At 57.1% G+C, this 22,150-nt stretch carries 22 protein-coding genes; 11 read left to right on the forward strand and 11 right to left on the reverse strand.

Annotation, left to right across the window (positions count from 1 at the left end; genetic code table 11):
- The first annotated feature begins 3 nt into the window (after positions 1 to 3).
- The 4 genes from HA50_RS29185 to HA50_RS29200 are packed head-to-tail and all read left to right on the forward strand — an operon-like array spanning position 4 to position 4,365.
- The gene (locus tag HA50_RS29185) at positions 4 to 1,179 is read left to right on the forward strand and encodes a M20 family metallopeptidase (protein ID WP_084880872.1); all 1,176 of its coding nucleotides are present in this window, start codon (positions 4 to 6) and stop codon (positions 1,177 to 1,179) included.
- Entirely contained in the window at positions 1,176 to 2,276 is a 1,101-nt protein-coding gene (locus tag HA50_RS29190) for a mandelate racemase/muconate lactonizing enzyme family protein (protein ID WP_084880873.1), read from the forward strand. The genes HA50_RS29185 and HA50_RS29190 overlap by 4 nt, the downstream gene beginning before the upstream one ends.
- The gene (locus tag HA50_RS29195; RefSeq protein WP_084880874.1) at positions 2,263 to 3,432 is read left to right on the forward strand and encodes a M24 family metallopeptidase; all 1,170 of its coding nucleotides are present in this window, start codon (positions 2,263 to 2,265) and stop codon (positions 3,430 to 3,432) included. Before HA50_RS29190 ends, HA50_RS29195 begins: the two co-directional genes overlap by 14 nt.
- 9 nt (positions 3,433 to 3,441) lie before the next feature.
- The gene (locus HA50_RS29200) at positions 3,442 to 4,365 is read left to right on the forward strand and encodes a dihydrodipicolinate synthase family protein (protein WP_084880875.1); all 924 of its coding nucleotides are present in this window, start codon (positions 3,442 to 3,444) and stop codon (positions 4,363 to 4,365) included.
- On the opposite strand, the gene HA50_RS29205 is transcribed toward HA50_RS29200, so the two are convergent.
- Entirely contained in the window at positions 4,349 to 5,425 is a 1,077-nt protein-coding gene (locus HA50_RS29205) for a glutamine amidotransferase-related protein (protein WP_084880876.1), read from the reverse strand. The two genes, HA50_RS29200 and HA50_RS29205, sit on opposite strands and share 17 nt — an antisense overlap.
- A gap of 68 nt (positions 5,426 to 5,493) precedes the next feature.
- On the opposite strand from HA50_RS29205, the gene HA50_RS29210 reads away from it, so the two are divergent.
- Positions 5,494 to 6,702 carry a pyridoxal phosphate-dependent aminotransferase gene (locus HA50_RS29210; protein ID WP_084880877.1) on the forward strand — a complete coding sequence of 403 codons (1,209 nt, stop codon included), beginning with the start codon at positions 5,494 to 5,496 and terminating at the stop codon, positions 6,700 to 6,702.
- 332 nt (positions 6,703 to 7,034) lie between these two features.
- Positions 7,035 to 8,234 carry a formaldehyde dehydrogenase, glutathione-independent gene (fdhA, locus tag HA50_RS29215; protein WP_084880878.1) on the forward strand — a complete coding sequence of 400 codons (1,200 nt, stop codon included), beginning with the start codon at positions 7,035 to 7,037 and terminating at the stop codon, positions 8,232 to 8,234.
- 132 nt (positions 8,235 to 8,366) lie between these two features.
- Here the strand turns inward: fdhA and HA50_RS29220 are convergent, their stop codons facing one another.
- Positions 8,367 to 9,203, reverse strand: coding sequence for an oxidoreductase (locus HA50_RS29220; RefSeq protein ID WP_084880879.1), 837 nt, complete (start codon positions 9,201 to 9,203; stop codon positions 8,367 to 8,369).
- Between the two features lie 107 nt (positions 9,204 to 9,310).
- Here HA50_RS29220 and HA50_RS29225 point away from each other — a divergent pair, with 107 nt between their 5' ends.
- Positions 9,311 to 10,246 (forward strand): AraC family transcriptional regulator, encoded by a 936-nt coding sequence (locus tag HA50_RS29225; RefSeq protein ID WP_084880880.1) that lies wholly within the window; start codon positions 9,311 to 9,313, stop codon positions 10,244 to 10,246.
- A gap of 79 nt (positions 10,247 to 10,325) precedes the next feature.
- Here HA50_RS29225 and HA50_RS29230 read toward each other — a convergent pair whose 3' ends face one another.
- The 6 genes from HA50_RS29230 to HA50_RS29255 all read right to left on the reverse strand — a co-directional run bounded on the left by HA50_RS29230 (position 10,326) and on the right by HA50_RS29255 (position 16,434).
- Entirely contained in the window at positions 10,326 to 11,441 is a 1,116-nt protein-coding gene (locus HA50_RS29230) for a M20 family metallopeptidase (protein WP_084880881.1), read from the reverse strand.
- Positions 11,438 to 12,196: a glutamine amidotransferase gene (locus HA50_RS29235; protein WP_084880882.1), complete on the reverse strand. Its 759-nt coding sequence runs from the start codon at positions 12,194 to 12,196 to the stop codon at positions 11,438 to 11,440. The genes HA50_RS29230 and HA50_RS29235 overlap by 4 nt, the downstream gene beginning before the upstream one ends.
- A gap of 11 nt (positions 12,197 to 12,207) precedes the next feature.
- Positions 12,208 to 13,287: a phosphotriesterase family protein gene (locus HA50_RS29240; protein WP_084880883.1), complete on the reverse strand. Its 1,080-nt coding sequence runs from the start codon at positions 13,285 to 13,287 to the stop codon at positions 12,208 to 12,210.
- A gap of 3 nt (positions 13,288 to 13,290) precedes the next feature.
- Positions 13,291 to 14,301: an ABC transporter permease gene (locus tag HA50_RS29245; RefSeq protein ID WP_084880884.1), complete on the reverse strand. Its 1,011-nt coding sequence runs from the start codon at positions 14,299 to 14,301 to the stop codon at positions 13,291 to 13,293.
- 10 nt (positions 14,302 to 14,311) lie between these two features.
- Positions 14,312 to 15,058 (reverse strand): ATP-binding cassette domain-containing protein, encoded by a 747-nt coding sequence (locus HA50_RS29250; RefSeq protein ID WP_167379281.1) that lies wholly within the window; start codon positions 15,056 to 15,058, stop codon positions 14,312 to 14,314.
- 353 nt (positions 15,059 to 15,411) lie between these two features.
- Positions 15,412 to 16,434, reverse strand: a complete 1,023-nt coding sequence (locus HA50_RS29255; RefSeq protein ID WP_084880886.1) for a LacI family DNA-binding transcriptional regulator — start codon at positions 16,432 to 16,434, stop codon at positions 15,412 to 15,414.
- Positions 16,435 to 16,802: 368 nt separating this feature from the next.
- Here HA50_RS29255 and HA50_RS29260 point away from each other — a divergent pair, with 368 nt between their 5' ends.
- Positions 16,803 to 17,687, forward strand: a complete 885-nt coding sequence (locus HA50_RS29260) for an ABC transporter substrate-binding protein (protein WP_415860492.1) — start codon at positions 16,803 to 16,805, stop codon at positions 17,685 to 17,687.
- A 15-nt stretch (positions 17,688 to 17,702) separates the two neighbouring features.
- On the opposite strand, the gene HA50_RS29265 is transcribed toward HA50_RS29260, so the two are convergent.
- Complete coding sequence (locus tag HA50_RS29265) at positions 17,703 to 18,572, reverse strand: PfkB family carbohydrate kinase (RefSeq protein WP_084880888.1); 870 nt, start codon at positions 18,570 to 18,572, stop codon at positions 17,703 to 17,705.
- A 24-nt stretch (positions 18,573 to 18,596) separates the two neighbouring features.
- Here HA50_RS29265 and HA50_RS29270 point away from each other — a divergent pair, with 24 nt between their 5' ends.
- Positions 18,597 to 19,442 carry a BtpA family protein gene (locus tag HA50_RS29270; RefSeq protein ID WP_084881215.1) on the forward strand — a complete coding sequence of 282 codons (846 nt, stop codon included), beginning with the start codon at positions 18,597 to 18,599 and terminating at the stop codon, positions 19,440 to 19,442.
- Positions 19,442 to 20,083: a TenA family protein gene (locus HA50_RS29275; RefSeq protein WP_244989295.1), complete on the forward strand. Its 642-nt coding sequence runs from the start codon at positions 19,442 to 19,444 to the stop codon at positions 20,081 to 20,083. Before HA50_RS29270 ends, HA50_RS29275 begins: the two co-directional genes overlap by 1 nt.
- Here the strand turns inward: HA50_RS29275 and HA50_RS29280 are convergent.
- On the reverse strand, positions 20,080 to 20,586 hold the full coding sequence (locus tag HA50_RS29280; RefSeq protein WP_084880890.1) for a phenolic acid decarboxylase: 507 nt from the start codon (positions 20,584 to 20,586) through the stop codon (positions 20,080 to 20,082). The genes HA50_RS29275 and HA50_RS29280 overlap by 4 nt on opposite strands.
- A 99-nt stretch (positions 20,587 to 20,685) precedes the next feature.
- Here HA50_RS29280 and HA50_RS29285 point away from each other — a divergent pair, with 99 nt between their 5' ends.
- Entirely contained in the window at positions 20,686 to 21,588 is a 903-nt protein-coding gene (locus HA50_RS29285; protein ID WP_084880891.1) for a LysR family transcriptional regulator, read from the forward strand.
- Here HA50_RS29285 and HA50_RS29290 read toward each other — a convergent pair.
- On the reverse strand, positions 21,559 to 22,074 hold the full coding sequence (locus HA50_RS29290; protein ID WP_084880892.1) for a GNAT family N-acetyltransferase: 516 nt from the start codon (positions 22,072 to 22,074) through the stop codon (positions 21,559 to 21,561). The genes HA50_RS29285 and HA50_RS29290 overlap by 30 nt on opposite strands.
- Positions 22,075 to 22,150 lie beyond the last annotated feature (76 nt).

Genomic DNA, 22,150 nt, shown 5'->3' on the forward strand with positions numbered 1-22,150 from the left:
CCTATGAGCAGTTACCAGGCAGACAGTGTGCGCATGAAGCGGGATCTTACCGCGCTGGTCGCCATCAATACCGAAAACCCGCCCGGTCACGAACGTGAGGCCGCCGAGTGCGTAGCAGGCTGGCTGCGCGAAGCGGGTTTTGACCTCTCGTTCAGCGAGTATGCGCCAGGGCGCACCAACGTGATTGCGTTGCTGAAGAACGGCGACGGACCCTGTTTTGCCTTTAATACCCACCTCGATACCGTCCCGGCCGGGACCGGTTGGGCGAGCGATCCCTTTACCCTGACCGAGCGTGAAGGGCGTTTATATGGTCGCGGTGCCTGTGATGCCAAAGGCCCGCTGGTGGCGATGGTAGAAGCGCTGCGCATGCTGGCGGCCAATCGTCACAGCTGGTCCGGCACGCTGATGGGCGTGTTTACGGCGGATGAAGAAGTGGCGAGTGAAGGGGCGAAGTTTTATGTGCGCGATCAGCCGCCCGCCATCGACTTTGCGGTGATTGGCGAACCGACCTCCAACGCCACCTTCTCGGCCCATAAGGGCAGCCTGCGCCCGCGTGTGCGGGTGAAAGGCGTGACGGCGCATTCCGGTACGCCGGAGCTGGGTATCAACGCGATTTACCAGTCGGCGAAACTGCTCGGGTTGATCGAGGAGGCGCATCATCAGCAGGTGCGCTGCCGCTGCCACGCGCTGGTGGGCAACGCCAGTTTGACCGTCACCCGCGTGCACGGCGGACACGCCGATAACGTGGTGCCGGATAACTGCGAGCTGCTGCTGGATCGCCGCATGGTGCCTGGCGAAGACGAAGCCGAGGTGAAAGCAGAACTGCAACAGCTGCTCGATCACGCCAGAGAACAATCCGGTGTGGAGGCGGAAATCATCGCCTGGCAACCGACCACCGGCGGCGCAACCGAAACTGACAGCAGTGAAGCCATTGTGCAGCACAGCCTGGCGGCCTGCCGTCGGCATGGTCAGCCGGAACCTGGCCCGTTTGGTTTCCAGGGCGGTTGCGATCTGGTGCATTTCCGTACCCTCGGTGCCAAAGGCGTGGTGGTCGGCCCCGGTGCGCTGGCAGTAGCGCATAAGCCGGACGAGTTTGTCCCGGTGGCGGAGTTTATCGCTGCGGCCTACATCTATCTCGATATCGCGCTGGCGATGCTGCCTGCGGAGGCTGAGGCGTGAAGGCGCAACTGTGGCGCGGCGATCTGCATTACGCCGGGGTGACGCTGCATACCGCAGCATCAGGCGCGGTGCATGCGCTCGATACCCTGTGGCTACAGCTGGAAGATCAGGGCGTGCAGGGCATCGGTGAAGTGCGGCTTAACATCGCTTATCTGCATGGCTACAGCGAACAACAGGTGCTGAACAATCTGCTGGCGACGCTGGCGCAGTGGGAATGGCAGGCCGATGCGCACAGCATGCTGGCCGCCGTGCATGCCGAGGATAGCCCGCTGCTGGCTCCGTCACGCATGGTGCTGGATATGGCACTGCATGACCTGCTGGCACGTCAGCAGGGCGTCAGTCTTGCCGCCTGGCTGGGTGCTCCGGCGGCGGCATTGGGTTTCGCCACCAACCAGACGCTGTTCTGGGGCAGCGAAGCGCAACTGCTGGACCAGGCGAAAGGATATGTCGAACGCGGTTTCACCCAGCTGAAGCTGCGCACCGGGGTGGCGGATTTCGCCACCGATTTGGCACGATTGCAGAGGCTGCGCGAGACCTTCGGCGACCAGATCTCACTGGCGATCGACGTTAACGGCCAGTGGTCGCTGGCGCAGGCTCATCAGGCGCTGCCGCAGCTGCAAGCGCTTCAGTTGAGCTATATCGAGCAGCCGCTGGCAGTCGCTGATGATCAGCATCTGGCGGAGCTGTACCCGTATGCCATCCCAATCATGCTCGACGAAAGCCTTAACAGCAGCGCGTCCATCGATCGCCTGATCGCCGCCGAAGGGGCGCTGTGGGGCCATCTCAAGCTGGTCAAATTGGGTGGACTGGCACCGACGCTGGCGGCGGCGCGTCGCCTGCAAAATGCGGCGGTTCCTTTCATGATTGGTCAGATGAACGAAGGTCATGCGGCGACGGCAGCGGCACTTCAGCTGTGTCGCGTGCTGCAACCGGCGTTCGCCGAACTTTATGGCGCTGATGGTTTAACCGATGACCCGGTCAGCGGCCTCACTTATGCCCACGGCCAGGTCACCGTGAATGATTCTCCCGGCCTGGGTGTGCAATTTTCTGCCGCCCGCGCCACTTTCCTCCAGGAGTTTAGTGATGCAACAGCTTAATAATGTGGTTCAGGGCAGCGAATCTGCCTTCAGCGCGGATGAGTATGCACTGCGTATGCAGCGCACCCGTGAGCGTCTTAGCGCCGCCGGTGTCGATGTGATGATCGTCACCGGGCCGGAAAATATCTTCTGGCTTACCGGTCAGCAAACCCCCGGTTATTACACCTTCCAGGCGCTGCTGCTGCCGGTAGAAGGGGATCCGGTGTTTGTGATTCGCCAGCTGGAATACTTCAACTTTATCGCCAACACCTTTATTTCTGACGCCGCCATCTATCAGGACGGCGATAACCCGGTGGATTTCCTTGTCGGCATGCTGCAACAGCGTGGCTGGCTGAATAAACGTATCGGGCTGGATAAACGCGGCTGGTTTCTGCCGATTGCGGTTTATGAACTGCTGCAAAGCAAGCTTGGCACCATCGCCGATACCGCCGGGGTGATCGAACCGCTGCGTGCGGTGAAGTCTGCGGCAGAAGTGGAAAAAATCGCTACCGCAGCACGTTATGTCGATGCAGGTATGCGTGCCGGTATGGCGGCGATTCGCAGCGGCAGCGATGAGAACGCGCTGGTTTCCGCAATGATGGGGGCCGCCATTGCGGCCGGTTCTGAATATGTCGGGATGGAGCCGCTGGTGTCCACCGGACCGCGCAGTGGTGTGCCGCACGGTACCTGGCGTCGCCGCGTGATGCAGGATAATGAGCCGGTATTCCTCGAAATGGCCGCCTCTCATGATCGCTACCATGCCGCGCTGATGCGTTCGGCGTGGATTGGTCGCCCACCGGCGATTGCGCTGGAGATGGAAAAAGTGTGCCAGGAAGCGTTGCAGGCGGCACTGGATGCCATCCGTCCGGGTGCCACCTGTGCCGAGCCGCATATCGCCTGCCAGAAAGTGATCGATCGCGCCGGTTTCACCGAACATTTCAAAAAGCGCACCGGTTATTCCATCGGTGTCTCTTTCGCACCGGACTGGGGCGAAGGCGGCATTCTCAGCCTGTACAGCGGTGTCACCACCGAATTACAACCGGGCATGACTTTCCATATTCCACCGGCCCTGCGCATTTACGGCGAATTCACCGTTGGCGTCAGTGAAACCGTGGTGGTCACGGAAACCGGTTATCGCCAGCTTGGCAGTCTCTCTCGTCCATTAACTTTGCTGTAAGGAATTTCCATGAAAGATATCAACGAATGCCGTGAACGCCTGCGTGGCATTTTCAACATTACCGTCACGCCGTTTGATGCCGCCGGTGCTATCGACTTCGCTGCCCTGCGGGAAAACATTGAGCGCGTCATTGGTCTTGGTTATGACGGCATTCTGATTGGCGGGACGTATGGCGAGTTTCCGGTGATGTCACTGGCTGAGCGCCGTGAATTGTTCCATCAGGTTATGGACTGCGTGCAGGACCGTATCCCGGTAATGCTGTGCAGCGCCAGCTCAGACCCGCGTGATGCGCGTGAACTGACCATTCTGGCGGGCGATCTGGGTGGTTTACCGATGGTCACTGCGCCGTACGTTAGCGAAATCACCGACGCGCAAATCCTGGCTTATTTCAAAGAGATGGCCCCGTTGTCGAAAACCGGCATCCTGGTCTACAACGCACCGGGTATTGGGATCACGCTGTCACCGGCTTTGCTGGAGCAACTGGCGGATGTCGCCGGCGTGGTGGGGATCAAACAGGGGGATCTTAACCCGACCGCCATCGACCAGATCGCCAACCGTCTGCGTGGGCGTCTGCGTCTGTTCTGCGCTTCGGACCTCGCGTTTTTAGGTCCAATGATGGCCGGTTTTGATGGTATCAGCACCACCAACAGCGGCGCACTGCCGGAGCTGGTGTTGGCCACCTTCCGCGCGGTGGAAAAAGGCGATGCGGGTACGGCGCGCGATCTTCATCAGCTGTGGTACGACTACCGTGCCCTGGCGCGTCAGCATGGTCAGCCGCAGCTGGTAAAAGCGGCAATGGCGCTGCGTGGCTTTAACGGTGGTCGCGTACGTGCGCCGCTGCTGGATATTTCTGCCGAAGCCCAGACAGCGCTGACCAGCGTGATGCGCAAACTGGCCAGCGATGCGCGTACTGGCGTTACCCTCGCTGAGTAAGCGCCACCTGTAGAAACGCGGTGATCAGCGGGTGCGGGGCGTCCGGACGCGATGCCAGTTCGGGATGGCCCTGCACCCCCTGCCAGAACTGATGATCGGGCAGGGTTATCCCCTCAACGATATCGTCGGTCTGCGCGTTGACCTGCACGCCACTGGCGCTGAGTTGTGCCAACAGCTGCGGGTTGAAGCGATAACGATGGTTGTAGTGCATGACACCGTCATGAAATGGCAGCACCCCGCAACGGTGACGACCATCGGCAAAGGCGACAAAGCTGTGCAACGCGGCATCGGGGGCGACCTCCGCCAGAATCGCCTGTTCACAGGCTGGCTGCTGGCGCACGGCAGCCGTCGCCATACTCTGCATCCCGAGGCACAGCCCGAGGGTGGGGAGTGGGCGGGTCACCGTGGCTTGCGCGACGCGGATTTGTCCCTGGACCGCCGCCATCGATGAGCCACCCGGCAGCAACACGCCGTGCAGCCCCTCCAGCTCATCCAGGCTGGCGGAAAGCGAGGCGGGTGGCAGGAAGTGGATGTCGAGCGCCAGATGTAATACGGATGCCGCATCACCCAGCGCCGCCAGCGTCGCCGGATAAGCCTGACGATGGTCCGCTTCGCGGCCAATCAGGCCGATGCATAGCGTGCTTGTGGCCTCAGTGGCTGGCGCGGCAGACCAGCGACCATAGTGGTCGGCATGCAGGGTGAGCAACGGCTGGGTGTCATCGCGCAGTACCAGCGTCTGACCGCTGTCGTGGCTGAACAACCGGATGCCGGGCAGGTCGGCAATCTCTGCGGCGCGTGCGCTGGGCAAGACGATCACTGCGCCAGCGTTCGGTAGCGAGTCGGCGCTGCTGACCTCCTGTTGCAGCGTATCGCTGCGATACAGGCCGCTGGTGACGCAGTAACCGGCGGGAATAACGTGTTGATGGCTATCGGGTACATCGCCGTTAAAGCTGGGGCGCAGGCTCCACAACGGCAACCCGTGTTGATTGGCCCACAGGCTGGCGGTGACACCGTAACGGGCCGGTAAGGGTGAATCATCGAGAATGAATATCAGTGACACGGCAATTTTCCTGCTGATGTTGGATGAATAATTGTATTAGTTGAATCATCAGATACAAAAGAGGATTTATGAATAACAGTCAAACGGCCCGGCGCATGCAGCGGGTACGACCTTCGCCAACCGCGACCATTTCTGACCAGGTACGTGAACTGGAAGCAGCAGGAAAAGCGGTGATCAATCTGGGCGAGGGTGAGCTGGATTTCGCCACCCCGGCGTCAATCAGCTATGCCGGTATCGAAGCCATTGTGCAGCAGCAAACCAAGTACACCGCCGTGGCGGGTACCGCAGCATTGAAGGCGGCGATTGCCGGTAAATTTGCCCGTGACAATCAGTTGCAGTTCGCGCCAGATGAAATCATCGCCGGTAGTGGGGCGAAACAGTTGATTTTTAATGCGCTGCTGGCGACGGTGGATGCCGGTCAGCAGGTGATCATTCCCGCCCCGTATTGGGTTTCTTATCCGGACATGGTCACGCTGGCGGAAGGCGAGCCGGTGATCGTCCCCTGCACTGAGGCGGACGGCTGGAAGCTGCAACCGGCGCAACTGGCGGCGGCCCTGACGCCGGAAACGCGCTGGGTGATCCTCAATTCACCGGGCAATCCAACCGGTGCGATTTATAGCGCCCAGGAGTTGCGGGCGCTGGCAGATGTGTTGTCCGATCATCCGCATGTGCTGATTATGGCCGATGATATTTATGAACCGCTGCGTTATGACCAGACGCCGTTCGCGACCTTTGCCGAAGTGGCACCCCAACTGGCACATCGCACCCTGACGGTGAACGGCGTGTCAAAAAGCCATGCCATGACCGGCTGGCGTCTGGGTTATGCGGCGGGTCCGCGCTGGCTGATTGCCGCGATGCAGGTGCTGCAATCGCAAAGCACCTCCAATGCCAGCAGCATCGCCCAGGCGGCGGCGGTGGCAGCGTTGAATCAACCGGCTGATTTTCTGCTGGGCTGGCTGGAAAAACTGGCGCAGCGCCGTAACCAGGTGCTGGCGATGATTGCGGCAACCGACGGACTGAGCGCCAGCGCGCCACAGGGCGCGTTTTATGTGTTCGCCAATTGCCAGGGGCTGATTGGCCGCCGCACGCCGGGTGGGGAGGTGATCAGCGACGATAAAGCGCTGGCCTCCTGGCTGCTGGCAGAAGCCCAGGTGGCGGTGCTGCATGGCTCGGCATTTGGGACGCCGGGTTATCTGCGTATCGCCTATGCAGTTGATGATGCGCTGCTGGAAACGGCGTGCCAGCGGCTGGGACAGGTGTGTGCCAGTTTGCAGTGATGGCCCCAGGTGCGCAGTGATGCGCACCCTTATTTATCCTGTTTTGATTACAACATACTACAACATCGACTAACAAAAACCGGCCACAGCGTCGCTGTGATTATGCTGCATAAGCGAAGCAGTAAATAAAATTCATTCCGTATAAATCCCGCACTGAAATTATCCACAAGTTGAATGATGTTTAATTTAATTGTGACGCTTTGCACACATCAGGAATAATAAATGCAGAAAGCCAAACCGCCTGCGGGGGAGTCATTAAGCTTAGAGGCGCGAGTATGATTCTATGCTCAACGGCGATATTTAATACTTAATACTTTCTGAAAGGTGCTCACATGTCTGAAAACCGCGGAGTGGTATACAAAGGTAAAGGCCAGGTTGAAGTTGAGTCGATTGATTATCCGAAAATGCACGACCCCAGGGGCAAGAAAATAGAACATGGTGTGATCCTCAAAGTGCTCTCCACCAATATATGCGGCTCTGACCAGCATATGGTGCGCGGGCGCACCACCGCCCAGGTTGGGTTAGTGCTGGGGCATGAAATCACCGGGGAGGTGATCGAAAAAGGTCGCGATGTGGAACGCTTTGAGATCGGTGATGTGGTCTCAGTGCCGTTCAACGTCGCCTGCGGGCGCTGTCGTTCCTGTAAAGAACAGCACACCGGCGTGTGTCTGACGGTGAATCCGGCGCGTGCCGGTGGGGCTTATGGCTACGTGGACATGGGAGATTGGGTCGGCGGCCAGGCCGAATATGTGCTGGTGCCTTATGCCGATTTCAACTTGCTCAAGCTGCCGGATCGTGAGCAGGCACTGGAGAAAATCAAAGACTTAACCTGTCTTTCCGATATCCTGCCCACTGGCTTCCACGGGGCGGTGACGGCGGGGGTAGGACCAGGTAGCACTGTCTATGTCGCGGGCGCTGGCCCGGTGGGTATGGCGGCGGCTGCCTCGGCCCGCCTGCTAGGCGCGGCGGTGGTGATTGTCGGCGATATGAATGCAGCGCGCATCAAACATGCGGCAGAACAAGGTTTTGAAGTGGTTGATTTAAGTCAGGATACACCGCTGCATGAGCAGATTGCCGCCATTCTCGGCGAGCCGGAAGTGGATTGCGCCATTGATGCCGTGGGCTTTGAAGCCCGTGGACACGGCCATGAAGGCGCACAGCACGAAGCACCGGCAACCGTTCTCAATGCGCTGATGCAGGTGACGCGAGTCGCAGGCAAAATCGGTATTCCTGGTCTGTACGTCACGGAAGATCCTGGTGCTGTCGATAAGGCGGCAAAAATGGGCAGCCTGAGCATTCGCCTGGGACTGGGCTGGGCCAAATCACACGCCTTCCACACCGGGCAGGCACCGGTAATGAAATATAATCGCCAGCTGATGCAGGCTATTCTGTGGGATCGTATTCCGATTGCCAAAATAGTCGGAGTAGAAGTGATTTCACTGGAAGATGCGCCGCGTGGCTACAGTGAATTTGATTCTGGCGCACCGAAAAAATTTGTTATCGATCCGCATTTCTCCTTCTCGAAACCCTGATCAAAGAACCTATTTTCTGTGCGGCAATAGCGTCGGATAAACTTTAATAAACTGCGCCAGCATTAACCAGAGAAATAAGGTGCTGGCGCATCGTTCATTCAGCTGAAATTATTTACACAAGCTGACAAAACATTATTCACCGTCGGTGGAACGTGTCAGTTTTTCCCAGCGATTAATATCCTCATTCAACGTGGCTAATTTATCGCGCACCAGCGCCAGGGCATCACTTCCCAGCAAAAGATGCGCCGGAGGGTTGGCGCTGTCGATAATATCCAGCATCGCCAGCGCGGCCTTTTGCGGGTCACCCAGTTGTTTACCGCTTTTTTCCACGCGCGCCTGGCGGATGGGGTCAAACAGCGCATCGTAATCAGCAATGCTTCTTTCACTGCGCACCATCGAACGACCCGCCCAATCGGTGCGGAACGATCCCGGTGCGACGGCAGTGACAAAGATGCCGAAGGGCTGCACTTCTTTACCCAGTGCTTCGGAAATCCCCTCCAGCGCGAACTTGCTGCCGCAATAATAGGTGATACCCGGCATAGTGATAAATCCACCCATCGAGGTGATATTGATGATGTGGCCGCGACGGCGTTGGCGCATAAACGGCAGCACCGCCTTGATCATGGCGACGGCACCAAACACGTTGACATCAAACTGACGACGCATCTCCTCCAGGGAAGATTCTTCCATCACCCCTTCATGGCCGTAACCGGCATTGTTGACCAGCACATCAATTGGACCCACTTCCTTTTCCAGCGTAGCAACGGCGCTGTCGATGGCGGCGAAGTCGGTCACGTCCAGCAGGCAGGCGGTGGCAAAGCCAGGTTTGAGCGCTTCAAATGCCTCTCCCGCAGCCTGATTACGCACGGTGCCGATCACCCGATGACCCTGGCTTAACGCCTGTTGTGCCAAAGCACGACCAAAGCCGCTGCTGACGCCGGTGATGAATAATGTTTTGCTTGATGACATAAGATTGGCTCCCGCTAAAAGTGAGAATGCATAATATTCTTCCTTCGTGCTTGTGCTGAGGCCGTATCTTCTGCTTTTATTGCCTAATCTTATGAGTGGGTGATTTTATGAGTGAGCAAATTCAAACCAGCATGGTGGCATTGCTGCGTGCACTGGCACCGGAGGAGGGCTATAACCTGACCGCACTGGAGCAGGTGCGTATCCTGCGATCCGACCGTCCTCTGACACGCACGCCGGTGCTGTACGATCCGGGTATCGTTATCGTCTGCCAGGGGTGTAAGCGCGGTTATTTGGGCGATCGGGTTTATGTCTATGATGCCCAGCACTACCTTGCGGTTTCAGTGCCGGTGCCCTTTGTGATGGAAACTGATGCCAGCCCGGAGCAGCCATTGCTGGCTATTTATCTGCATCTGGATTTCACGGTTGCGGCGGAGTTGATGCTGCAGCTCGATCAACAGGGCGGGACCGAACCGATACCGGCACCGCAAAGCATGATGTCCAGCCCGATGGATGCGGTGATGCAAGATTCTGTACTGCGTTTTCTGCAAACGCTGCATCATCCGCGTGATGCGGCCATTCTGGGGCCAGCCCTGATGCGTGAATTGTATTACCGGGTGCTGACCGGCGCGCAGGGCAGTGTCATGCGTTCGGCACTGACGCAGCAGGGGCAGTTTGGCAAAATTGGCAAAGCGCTGCGCCAGATCCATGCCACCTATGCCCAGGCGCTGACGCTGGCACAGCTGGCATCAGAAGCAGGGATGAGCGTGCCCACCTTCCACAGCCACTTCAAGACCATCACTGGTACCGCGCCGATGCAGTATGTGAAATCGGTACGGCTGCATCAGGCGCGGATGTTGATGGTGCGACAGGAGATGACTGCCGCTGCCGCCAGCTTTGCGGTGGGTTATGAAAGCCCGTCGCAGTTTAACCGTGAATTTAAGCGCCTGTTTGGCCTGCCACCCGCTGAGGAGAGCCGCAGAATGCAGCAGCATTTTGCCGTGCCACCCGAGCATCGCGACGCGGCGTTTGTTTCCTCGCATTGATGCACCGGATTGTTGCGGCGCAATTTATTGCGCGGGGTTTACCGACACCGTGCAGCGAATTGCGCGATAAATCGCGCCGCTACGTGGCCATCCACGCCTCAATCAATGCCCCATATAAATTCTCTGCCTCTTCCAGCCGTGACAGCAGGCAATATTCATCGGTCTGATGGGCCATGGTTGGCTCACCCGGTCCGAGAATGACGCACGGTGGCGAACCCAGTGCCGGTAGCAGCAGCGATGCGTCGGTAAAGTAGGGCACAATCCGCGCAGTCAACGGCTCGGCGTGGAGAGGCTGACATAGCTGGAACACCTGCTGCATCCAGCGATGTTCTTCTGCGCTCAGCACCGCAGGCAAATCGACCAGCGTGGTGATGAACACGCTTTCCCCGAGGGCAGTTGAGAGGCGCTGGCGGATTTCGCCATGTTGCAGATTTGGCGCAGTGCGGATATCGACATCAAAGGTGGTGCGATCGGGCACCGAGTTGATGTTCAAGCCACCCTGAATGCGTCCCACGTTCAGCGTGGGTTGCTTCATCAGCGGATGCGCCGCGCCAGGCGAGAAGTGCTGGATCTTACCCAGCGCCTCTGCCGCCAGATAAATAGCGTTAATGCCCAGATGCGGCATCGCGCCGTGCGCGGTTTTCCCCCTGGTTTCGCAACGCAGCCACAACGCCCCTTTATGCCCAATCACCGGATAGTTAGCCGTAGGTTCACCGACGATCAACGCGCCCGGCTGAGGCAGCGCGATGTCACCGATCAGCGCCCGTGCGCCATCGCAGCCGGTTTCTTCACCGCCGGTCAGATACAGCACCACGCCGCACCCCGCCATGATCGCGGGTTGGTGACGCTGGCAGGCGGTGATAAACGCGGCGATCGCTGCCTTCATATCGCTGCTGCCACGGCCATAGAGGCGGCCATCAATAATATCCGCACCGAAAGGGTCATATTGCCAGTCAGCCACGCCCAGCGGCACCGTATCCAGATGCCCGGTAAAGCCGAGTGGTTTTCCTTCGGCTTTACCCGGTAGCGTGGCGATCAAATTGGCACGTCGATCGCCAAAACTATGTTGCTGCACCTGGAAACCGGCAGCGCGGAGGTAATCCGCCAGCCACGCCATGCATGCCGCTTCGTCGCCGGGGGGATTGATGGTGTTAAAACGCAGCAATTGCTGCGTCAGGTCGAGTAACTCGCTCATGCGGGCGATCCGGTCAGCCAGTCGAGGCAATTGATCCACAGCTGGCGGAATCCGGGCCACTGGGCAAATTCCGGTGGCAGCCAGTGCGCAGACATATCACTGGTCCACACCAGCGTGCGCCCCTGCTGATATTCACGTACCGCCAGTAGCGGATGCGTGGTGCCTGCGATGGTCGCCAGTAACTGCCCTTCGGGCTGCATTTCGACTTCGTTATAACCCAGCAGCCACGGCATCTCCGCAGGCAGGTTTTCCAGAATGCCATGCGTCTGGCTTTGCTCCAGGTAACAGCCTTCAGGACGCTCGACCCGGTCATCCCAGGCGAGGCAACGTACGGGCAGCGTGTGTTCAACCGGCGTGTTGCGATAACGAGCGCCGCCATTGATACCCTGAAAACTGTAATAACCGCCAATCATCATCAGCGCGCCGCCCTGGGCGACATAGTCATGCAGCAACGTCAGACGGTTGGCGGTGCGCTGGCTTTTCAGCCAGGTCGCCGGGTGCAGCAGCAGGGTATTGGCCCCGATATCCGACAGAATGATCACATCCCATTCCTGCAACGTGGCAAGCGTCAGCGGGAATTGTTCAGGGGCTTCATGTACCGGCATATGGGTGACCTGGTAAGCGCTATCCTTCAACGCCGCCAGAAAATCCACCGCGCCATTGTGCCAGGTGGCGGTGGCAAATTGATCGAAACCTTTGATATGTGTCGAGGTGCTGGTCCAGGATTCACCCACCAGCAGAACCTTTTTCGTCATGATTTTCTCCATTACGCGCCAAATACCCGCTGTGGGTTGGCGATCATCAACGTTTCTAACTGTTCCCCGCTGACGCCGTGACGGCGCAGACGCGGTACGAAATTTTTCAGGATGTGGCCATAGCCGTGGCCGCCATAACGCGTCAGCATGGTTTTGAGGAACACGTCCTGTGACAGCAAAATCTGGTTGAGATAGCCGTCATCGATCAGTGCACAAATCGCGTTAGCATTTTCTTCATCGGAGGGGGATTGCGCCTGTTCATCGGCGTAGTAGTAACCCATGCCGATCATGTCGTATTCGAGATACGCACCGCGATCGGCCAGTTCGCGCTGATAACTTTTATCCGCGTGGCTGGGGTTCATATGGCACAACACGGTATGCCGCAGATCGGCACCTTCCTGCGCCAGAATATCCAGCACCTTGTGGCCAAGACGTTCCCAGCCAGGCAGATGAACCTCAATCGGCACCCCGGTGGCCGCACTGGCGCGGCCCGCCGCCCGCAGCGATTTCTCTTCATCGGCGGTGAAGCGGCTGGATACGCCAATCTCGCCGATCAACCCGGCCAGTACCTCAGGTTTTTCCGCCAGTCCACCGAGGTCATAAATCAGTTTTTCCGTCAGCTGTTCCACGCTGGTGGTTTTTACCCATTCCGGGTGCGACGGTTGCAGATATAAGCCGGTGCCCATGATGATGTTCAGGCCGGTGAGACGGGCGATACGTTGCAACGCTTTCGGGTCGCGACCAATACCGATATTGGTGGGATCAACCACGGTTTCTCCGCCCAGCGCGCGGTATTTCATCAACTCTTCAATCGCCACATCAACGTCAAACAGCTGGCAGTTATCACGGCTCATCAGCGGATTGAGCGACAATTCACCGAGATTTTCGATGCGTACCGGCATCTCGGCGATATGGCGCTCACTGCAACAGCAGGGTGGTACCCATTTGCCTGAGGCATCCAGCAAAATGTGTTCATGCATCAGCGTGACACCCATCTGGTCCAGCGGCAGCGGGCCGAGGACCGTCATCACATAACCGCTTTGTACGCCGAGCGGCAGCGGTTCGGGATGACGAAAAATAGAACCTTTCATCGGCTATCCTTTGGCAGAGGCGCGTGCCGGGTTGAGAATGCGGGTGTTAATCCAGATGGCGAGCAGGATGATCGCGCCGGTAGCGATTTGCGTGTAGAACGGTGAGATGTGCGACAGAATCAAGCCGTTCTGGATAATGGCGATGGAAAGCGCACCTAATAACGTGCCGATCACCGTGCCAAAACCACCGAACAGGCTGGTACTGCCGAGTACCACGGCAGCGATCACCTGCAACTCAAACCCTTCGCCCTGATTAGACGAACCGCTGCCGAGACGGGCGGTGATGATCATGCCTGCCAGCGCGGCAGCCATACCGCTGATGATGTAAACGCGCATCACCACCGCTTTGGTATTGATACCGCTGCGGCGGGCACCTTCGGCATTAGCACCAATGGCAGTGACATAGCGGCCAAAACGCATATGGTTAAGCACCACATGGCCGACAATCAGCACCACAATGCCGATCATGGCGGGCATCGGGATACCGATTACCCAGGCGCGGCCCATAAAGGTAAACGGACTATCGCCGGGTACCGGGATCGAGTAGCCCTGGGTGATTAACAGCGCCACGCCCCGCACCACCGCCAGGGTGGCGAGGGTGACGATAAACGCCGGAATCCCCTCGTAAGCGATAAAGAAACCATTAATCGCGCCAACTAATGCCCCCATTGCCAGGCCACCAATCAATACGCAGTACCACGGCCAGCCCCAGCTGTTGAGGGCAATGGCGGACAAAGCGCCCACCAGCGCCAGCGTCGATCCGACCGAGAGATCAATGCCGCCGGTGGTGATCACCAGCGTCATCGCCGTCGCCACAATCAGCAGCGGTGCGCTCTGGCGAATAATGTTGAGCCAGTTGGGCGTGGTGAGAAAGTTACTGGTGATCAGCGAAAACACCACGCAGCAGAAGACAAAAAACAGCGCAATGCTGACCACGCCAGAATGGTTATGTAGCAGGCGTCGGGGCAGCGAATGCTGGATCATGCGTGTACCGGAGAGGTTAACCATACTCATACTCGTTCCCTTAATGGGCGTGGGCGGACGGCGCGCTAAACTTCTCGCCGACAATCAGGTTGACGATTTCGCTCAGGCTGGTGTCGGCCACCCGGCGATCCGCCACGTTGGTGCCCTCGTACATCACCATGATGCGATCGCACACCAGGAACAGGTCCTGCAAACGGTGGGTAATCAGAATGACACTGACGCCACGGGCGCTGACGCGTTTGATCAGCTCCAGCACCGCTTCCACCTCGGCCACTGCCAGTGCTGCGGTGGGTTCATCCATAATCAGCACTTTCGGGCCGAACGCTGCCGCACGGGCAATGGCGATCGCCTGACGCTGTCCACCGGACAAATTACGCACCAGCAGGCGGGTATCAGGAATGGAAATCCCCAATCCCTTTAGCATTTCACGCGCATCGGCATGCATTTTTTGTTGATCGAGGAAGGGCACGCCCAGCCAGTGTTTCATCGGTTCGCGGCCCATAAACAGGTTCCCCGCGACATCCACGGTGTCGCACAGCGACAGATCCTGATAAACCATTTCGATATGGCAACGTCGGGCATCGGCGGGATTCGCAAAGCGCTGCTCCTCGCCATCAATGCGAATCGCCCCGCTGGTAGGCACCACGGCACCGGATAGCACCTTGGTCAGCGTGGATTTACCGGCACCGTTGTCACCGACCAGACCCAGCACTTCACCGGGTGCCAGCTCCAGATTCACGCCGCGTAGTGAGCGAATCGAGCCGTAGGTTTTGGTGATATTGACCATCTCAACCCGTGCCGGGGCGGCACGTTGCTGCTGTTTCATCTCAACACTCCCCTTGTCATTCAAACGGAGACGTTGCATCAGCGGACGCCTTACGCGGTAAAGGTTTACATCTTGTAAACCGGTTTACCCGATGCGCGTAATACGTGTCGCTGACCAACGCATGTCTTGCAGAGATATTTGTTCGCCACTGGAAAGATAGCAGAGACTGTGCCAGGTGAAAAAATCACCGCATGCAACCTTGTGCAACCCAATGTTTACTTTGGTGAAATATTTTTTTCACTCAGGTAAACCGGTTTACTTGATGGCGGAAATTTTAAGCGTGATGGGCCAGCAGGGTGCAACGATGCGCCAATTTAGCGCACGTTGTGCAGAGGGCTGATGGAGTCGCGCGCGATCCACTCCACCGGTAAACGGGTTTCCTGCGGCAGCGGCAAATCGCCATGCAGCAGATTCAGCATCTGTTCAACTGCTGCGCGCCCCATTTCACGCGCGGGCTGACGAATGGTGGAGATACGCGGCTGGGTGAAATCGGCATAGCTGGCATCATCGAAACCCACCAGCGACAGGGCTTCCGGTGCACGCAACCCACGTTCACGCAGGCCATCCAGCAGCCCGAGTACCAGGTAATCACTGGCGGCGAACACCGCGCTGGGGCGGAGTTCTGTGGCAAAGAAGTGGTGCAGGGCCTGTGCGCCAAAACTGCGTTCGTATTTGCCGAACATCACCCATTCCGGCACCATTGTCAGCCCGGCCTGTTGCATCGCCTGGCAGAAACCCTGGTACCGTTCCCGCACGCTCATCAACGCATCGGGACCGCCAACAAAGGCAATTTGCCGATGTCCGGCGGCGATCAGTTGCTCTGTCGCCAGCTTGCCGCCCTGGACGTTATCGGCGAAGACTTTCGGCACGTTGCTGCCGGGAATATCTTCATCCAGCAAGACGATACGCTGCTGGCGTTGCACCTCTTTGCGCAGCAGGCCATTGTCCGGGCGGTTGGTGGTGAACAGCAGGCCATCCACCTGGCAGGTATCCAGCCAGCGGATAAACTGACACTCCTTGTCCGGGTTGTTGCGAGTGATGCAGAGCACCAGGCTGTAGCCACGCTGCGACGCCGCTTCTTCAGCGGCATCGGCCAGTTCGGCAAAGAAGGGGTTAGTAATATCGGGCAGCACCAGGCCGAGTGTTTCACTGCCGCCTTTGCTTAAGCGGCGTGCCAGCGAGTTGCCGCGATAATCCAGCTGACGGATCGCGTTTTCGATCCGCGTAACGGTATCCTGCGGCAGAACCAGCGAATGATTGAGATAGCGCGACACGGTTGCTTTTGACAACCCCGCCAGTTGCGCCACATCTGAAAGTAAAACGCGTTTTTTTGTCATGAGTGGACACCTTTTATCGGCCACAGCATTAACACATTTTTCCCTGCCAGCGACAGACTTTTTACTGCGGCTGCGCTTAAAATATTCGCTTGACATTTTATTGCGTTCAGAGAATGTTAATACCCAGTTTATCCGATGCCGTTTTTCCTTTAGCGCTTTTCTCCTAATCACTGAACGGAGTTCATGACGGAAAAGTAATAAAGGCCGCCCATGCAGGCAGCAGACATTATGTTTGCTGTTACAGATATTTGTCCCGCAAAAAAACTTACCCACCAGGGTGCAGACACTTTTTGATGAGGGCAACGATGATGTTATTTAACACCAGCAAGAAAAGCGTTCTTTCCTGTGTTGTACTTCTCTCTTCGATAATGACCACTTCCGTTATGGCGGCTTCGGCTGATTATGCGTTGGTGCAAATCAATCAGCAGGCGTTATTTTTTAATCAGATGAATAAAGGCGCGCAGGAAGCGGCAAAAGCCAGCGGTAAAAATGTCGTTATCTTTAACGCTAACGATAATCCTGTTTCACAAAACGATGCGATTGAAAACTATATTGAACAAGGCGTGAAAGGCATTATGGTTGATGCCATCGACGTCAATGGCATCATGCCCGCAATAAAAGAAGCGGCAGCAAAAAATATTCCGGTGATTGCTATCGATGCGGTATTACCTGCTGGCCCACAAGCGGCTCAGGTGGGGGTAGATAACGTTGAAGGCGGTAAGATCCTCGGCAAATATTTCCTCGGTTATGTTGATAAAAGTATGGGCGGCAAAGCGCGTGTCGGTATTGTTGGCGCGCTGAATTCTGCCATCCAGAATGAGCGCCAGAAAGGCTTTGAAGACACCATCAAAAGCAATAAAAACATCAGCGTGGCCGATGTGGTTGATGGCCGCAACATCCAGGATGACGCGATGACGGCGGCGGAAAACCTGATTACCGGCAACCCGGACATGACCGCGATTTATGCCACCGGAGAACCGGCACTGCTCGGCGCGATTGCGGCGGTAGAAAACCAGGGGCGTCAGAAGGATATCAAGGTGTTTGGCTGGGACCTGACTGCCCGCGCCATCAGTGGTATCGACCAGGGTTATGTGGTGGCGGTACTGCAACAGGACCCGGAAAAAATGGGTGAAGAAGCCGTGAAAGCTCTGAATGCCATCAGCGCCGGTAAGACGGTGCAGAAGCACATCCAGGTCCCGGCGACGGTAGTGACCAAAGAGAACGTGGGCAGCTATCGCGCCATGTTCAAATAAACCGCAGGCCCGGCATTAACGCCGGGCCAGAATGGCCTGTAACTCGGAGCGGGTGGGAAACGCGCCCCAGGTCCCCCGGCGGCTGACGGTAATGGCTGCGGCCGCAGTGGCATGATGCAATGCCAGCGCGTCCGGCAGGGTCTGACGCAGCAGGCTGGAAGCCAGCATCACGGCAAGGAAGGTATCACCCGCGCCGGTGGTATCGATAACCTCGGTTTTGACGGCGGCAACCTGCCAGCTCTGCTGGTCACGCTGTAATTGCGCACCGGCGGCACCCAATGTGGTGATCAGGCTGCCGTGTGGTGGCAGTGTCGGGGTCAGTAAGGCGGCTTCTCCCTGATTGACGACCGCGATATCTACCCAGGGCCAGCAGTGGGCAAAATCGGGGTTGACCGGCGAAGGGTTAAATACCGTGATCATGCCACGGGATTTAGCCTGCTGGAACAATGCCAGAGTGGTTTGTGGGGTGAGGTTTCCCTGCTGTAAAAAAATATCTCCTGGCTGCGCCACGGTTAAATGTGCGCTAACCGTTTCCGGGGTCAGACTATTTGCGGCGGCATTGCTGGTCATGATGGCATTATCACCCTCCGCCGTGGTGAAAATAACCGAGTTGTCGCTAAACGGAACGGTTGCAGCAGTCGGTAACAGTGCCAGTCTTTCGTGGCTGACGCGCTGGCGTAACCATTCACCCTGTGAATCTGCGCCGGTAGCCGTAATTAATGTGGTGGCAATACCACAACGGGATAATACCATCGCCTGGTTAGATCCTTTGCCACCCACGTCACTGTGAACTTTATTTCCCAGGGCGGATTCACCCTCGGCAGGAAAATGATCAACCTGCCAGAATTCATCAACGGTAATATTACCGCATACATAAATATGCATGGTTTTCTCGAAAAGGTGATTAAGATGGCTGTTATCTCATCAGAAAAGAGTGACGCAATTCAAGCAATATTTTCACGTTCCAAAGCAGTGATAGGGGTTATTCATTGTGATGCCTTTCCTGGTTCACCAAAATACCGTGGCGCACCTGTTGCCGATATTATCGATCGCGCACTAATGGATGCGGAAAATTACCTTTCAGGTGGCGTACATGGTTTGATTGTTGAGAATCATGGCGATATTCCGTTTTCGAAACCGGAGGATATCGGCCCGGAAACGGCAGCATTCATGGCGGTGATTACCGAGAACATTCGCAGCCGCTTTGGCGTGCCGCTGGGGATTAACGTGCTGGCGAATGCGGCGATCCCGGCACTGGCAACGGCGCTGGCGGGTGGCGCGGATTTTATCCGGGTCAATCAATGGGCCAATGCCTATGTGGCAAACGAAGGTTTGATTGAGGGGGCAGCGGCCAAAGCGTTGCGCTATCGCAGCCAGCTACGCGCGGAGCACATCCGGGTGTTTGCCGACAGCCATGTGAAGCACGGCAGCCACGCGATTGTCGCCGATCGTTCCATTCCTGAGCTCACCCGTGACGTGGAGTTCTTTGAAGCGGATGCGGTGATTGCCACCGGGCAGCGCACCGGCGATAGCGCGACCTTAAGTGAAATCGATGAAATCCGCAGTGCCACCTCGTTGCCGCTGCTGGTGGGGTCGGGGGTTACGCCGGGTAACGTCTGCGAAATTCTCGGCCGTACGCAGGGTGTGATTGTGGCCAGTGCGCTGAAACGTGATGGGGTTTGGTGGAATGAAGTGGAACTGGCGCGGGTGAAGCATTTTATGAACGTGGCTAAAGCCGCGCTGGGGGAGGAATAATGTCATTCACCGATCGTCTGTTACAGGAACATCAGGCTATCTGGCAGGAAATGCAGCAACATCGTTTCGTGCTGGATATTGAACAGGATCAACTCGATGAGGCGGTATTTAATCGTTATCTGGTGTTTGAAGGCAACTTTGTTGCTACCGCGATCGCCATCTTTGCGCTGGGCATCAGCAAAGCGCCCGGCATCCGCCAGCAGCGCTGGCTGATTACGGTGTTGAATGCGCTGGTTGATACGCAGATTGCTTGGTTTGAAGAGGTTTATGCGCGGCGCAATATTGATCCGGCCAGCGTGCCGGGTGATCTGCCGGGGGTAAAACGTTTCGACCAGGGGATGCTGCAAACGGCGCAGCAGGGCAGTTATGCCGATATCATCACCATCATGTTTGGTGCCGAATGGATGTACTACCACTGGTGCGCGCGGGTGGTCCAGCAAACCCAAAGCGATGCGGATGTTCGCCGCTGGGTGGAGTTGCATGCCGAGGAGGCATTTTATCAACAGGCATGCTGGCTGAAAGCCGAACTGGATGCCTGTGCAGCGACGCTGCCGGAAAGCGAACGGCAGCGGCTGTCAAAGCTGTATGCGGAGGTGTTGCGCTGGGAAATCGATTTCCACAGCGCAGCCTGGCTGGATTAGCGTAAGTTGGCCGGGAAGTCGGCGGGCAGTTCGCTCGCCGCACAGGCAATTACGCTCTCGTCATCGGGACCGCAGTCGCGCACAAAGGTAATGGTGGCGAATTCATCAATCACGGTGGTTGGATATGCCGGTCCCTGTTCACGCAATGCCGCCATTTCACTCAGATGATCATTCTGGAAGCAGACAGTTTTTTCCGGATTCAGCATCACCCACTGCGGGAAGAAAATGGTGCCGTGAAACACAAGGTCAGCGAGGTTGGCGATCAGGCTGACGTCGGTGCCGGTCGGTTCGGTCCAGGAAATTTTATACACCGCGTCGGCGACTCGCACGATGTAAGCCTGCTGATCTTTCACCCAGCGATTCCCCACCAGACCGCTGTGAATACGGTAGTCGAGGGTGGTGGCATTTTTCACGTAGATCTCGTAATTCCAGCCATTGTCGTAGGTGTAGACCAGGTGTTTGCCGATAAAACCACTCAAATCTTGTTTGTCAAAGTTGCTCATTTTTTATCTCCTTCAGTTTATGGACTTACGATACCTCTGTAAAAATTGAATGAATAACGCTAATTTTGGATGGTTTTAATCTAAATATTGGATGTATTCATGTTTAAGACCACGCTGGAACAATGGGCGATCCTTGATAAGGTCGTCGAGCTTGGCGGATTCAATCAGGCGGCGGAAGCGATGAATCGTAGCCAGTCATCCGTCAGCTACAACCTTTCGCTGTTACAGGAACGCCTGGGGATTTCATTGCTGCGCATTGAAGGCCGGCGAGCGCTGTTGACCCCTCCAGGGGAAACCCTGCTGGCACAGGTGCGTCCATTGCTGAATGCCTTCCATGTGCTGGAGTCGCGCGCGGCAAGTTTGCACGATGGCGCGCGTACTCAGCTGGAACTGGTGGTCGACAATATTTTTCCCCGTCAGACGCTATTTCGCGTGTTGCAGCAGTTCCAGCAACAATATCCGGCGACGCAAATCCAGCTGACCGAGGTGCTGGAATATGACGATCCGCTGCATCCGGCGGTGCCTGACGCGGATGTGATGGTGATGACGCGCCGTGAAGATGTCTCCGGGCGCGGGCAGTGGCTGATGAATGTGGATTTTCTGGCGGTTATCCATCGCGACCATCCGTTGCTGAGCTTAGCGCAGCCGCTGACGGAATATGACCTGTCACGCTATCCGCAAATCCGCATCGGCACTTCGCGTGCGCAAGCGCCGAATGCCTCGGTGGGGCAATCGGAACAATGGTTCTTTTCGACGGTAGATACAGCGGTTGAAGCGGTGATGCACCAGGTGGGGTATGGCTGGCTACCGCAGGAGCGCATTTCTGAAGCACTTCAGCAGGGCGTATTGCAACCCTTACCCTTAAATCATGGAGGTCGCCGCAGTACGCCGATGCATCTGATTGTGAAAAAGGAACTAATCCCGCTGGATGACCAGGTGATTGCATTGGTGGAGCTGTTTACCCGCTATTGTTCAGGGCAGGGTGCTGTTCCCGGCACCTAATTCGCGCTGCATAATCACCGTATCCAGCCAGCGACCGTGTTTGAATCCCACCGAGCGTAGCGTGCCGGTGACAGTAAAACCGGCTGAACGGTGCAGGGCGATGGAGGCATCGTTTTCACTGTTGCCAACCACGCCTATCATCTGACGATATCCGTGCTGTTCGGCCCATAACAACGCTTGCGCCAGCAATTTTCTGCCGATACCGCGTCCGGTATAACGCTGGTCGATATACACCGAATCTTCGAGGCTAAAGCGATAAGCAAAACGTTCGCGCCAGCGCGACAGGTAGCAATAACCCAATACCACGCCATCTTCGATTGCCACAAACCACGGCAACCCGGCGGCGTTAATGTTTTGCAGGCGAGCCAGCAGGGTGGCTTCATCGGGCGGTTCGGTTTCAAAGGTCGCGCAGCCGTATAACACGTGGTGCGCATAAATTTGTTGGATAGCGGGGATATGTTGTTCTTCTGCCAGCAAAATTTCCATCGTACGGCTCTCGTTTGTTATCTGTATTCAGGCTAACCTGTTGCCTGAATCTGTGGCAGCCCGGCGCGCTTATCCG

This window comes from Pantoea cypripedii (assembly GCF_002095535.1).
Lineage (GTDB): Bacteria > Pseudomonadota > Gammaproteobacteria > Enterobacterales > Enterobacteriaceae > Pantoea > Pantoea cypripedii.

What these genes read in the sequence shown, in the direction of transcription:
- HA50_RS29185 (WP_084880872.1), top strand. Translation starts at nt 4, where the DNA reads ATGAGCAGTTACCAGGCAGACAGTGTGCGCATGAAGCGGGATCTTACC.
- HA50_RS29195 (WP_084880874.1), top strand. Translation starts at nt 2,263, where the DNA reads ATGCAACAGCTTAATAATGTGGTTCAGGGCAGCGAATCTGCCTTCAGC.
- HA50_RS29200 (WP_084880875.1), top strand. Translation starts at nt 3,442, where the DNA reads ATGAAAGATATCAACGAATGCCGTGAACGCCTGCGTGGCATTTTCAAC.
- HA50_RS29210 (WP_084880877.1), top strand. Translation starts at nt 5,494, where the DNA reads ATGAATAACAGTCAAACGGCCCGGCGCATGCAGCGGGTACGACCTTCG.
- fdhA (WP_084880878.1), top strand. Translation starts at nt 7,035, where the DNA reads ATGTCTGAAAACCGCGGAGTGGTATACAAAGGTAAAGGCCAGGTTGAA.
- HA50_RS29220 (WP_084880879.1), bottom strand. Translation starts at nt 9,203, where the DNA reads ATGTCATCAAGCAAAACATTATTCATCACCGGCGTCAGCAGCGGCTTT.
- HA50_RS29225 (WP_084880880.1), top strand. Translation starts at nt 9,311, where the DNA reads ATGAGTGAGCAAATTCAAACCAGCATGGTGGCATTGCTGCGTGCACTG.
- HA50_RS29230 (WP_084880881.1), bottom strand. Translation starts at nt 11,441, where the DNA reads ATGAGCGAGTTACTCGACCTGACGCAGCAATTGCTGCGTTTTAACACC.
- HA50_RS29235 (WP_084880882.1), bottom strand. Translation starts at nt 12,196, where the DNA reads ATGACGAAAAAGGTTCTGCTGGTGGGTGAATCCTGGACCAGCACCTCG.
- HA50_RS29240 (WP_084880883.1), bottom strand. Translation starts at nt 13,287, where the DNA reads ATGAAAGGTTCTATTTTTCGTCATCCCGAACCGCTGCCGCTCGGCGTA.
- HA50_RS29245 (WP_084880884.1), bottom strand. Translation starts at nt 14,301, where the DNA reads ATGAGTATGGTTAACCTCTCCGGTACACGCATGATCCAGCATTCGCTG.
- HA50_RS29250 (WP_167379281.1), bottom strand. Translation starts at nt 15,058, where the DNA reads ATGGTCAATATCACCAAAACCTACGGCTCGATTCGCTCACTACGCGGC.
- HA50_RS29255 (WP_084880886.1), bottom strand. Translation starts at nt 16,434, where the DNA reads ATGACAAAAAAACGCGTTTTACTTTCAGATGTGGCGCAACTGGCGGGG.
- HA50_RS29260 (WP_415860492.1), top strand. Translation starts at nt 16,803, where the DNA reads ATGACCACTTCCGTTATGGCGGCTTCGGCTGATTATGCGTTGGTGCAA.
- HA50_RS29265 (WP_084880888.1), bottom strand. Translation starts at nt 18,572, where the DNA reads ATGCATATTTATGTATGCGGTAATATTACCGTTGATGAATTCTGGCAG.
- HA50_RS29270 (WP_084881215.1), top strand. Translation starts at nt 18,597, where the DNA reads ATGGCTGTTATCTCATCAGAAAAGAGTGACGCAATTCAAGCAATATTT.
- HA50_RS29275 (WP_244989295.1), top strand. Translation starts at nt 19,442, where the DNA reads ATGTCATTCACCGATCGTCTGTTACAGGAACATCAGGCTATCTGGCAG.
- HA50_RS29280 (WP_084880890.1), bottom strand. Translation starts at nt 20,586, where the DNA reads ATGAGCAACTTTGACAAACAAGATTTGAGTGGTTTTATCGGCAAACAC.
- HA50_RS29285 (WP_084880891.1), top strand. Translation starts at nt 20,686, where the DNA reads ATGTTTAAGACCACGCTGGAACAATGGGCGATCCTTGATAAGGTCGTC.
- HA50_RS29290 (WP_084880892.1), bottom strand. Translation starts at nt 22,074, where the DNA reads ATGGAAATTTTGCTGGCAGAAGAACAACATATCCCCGCTATCCAACAA.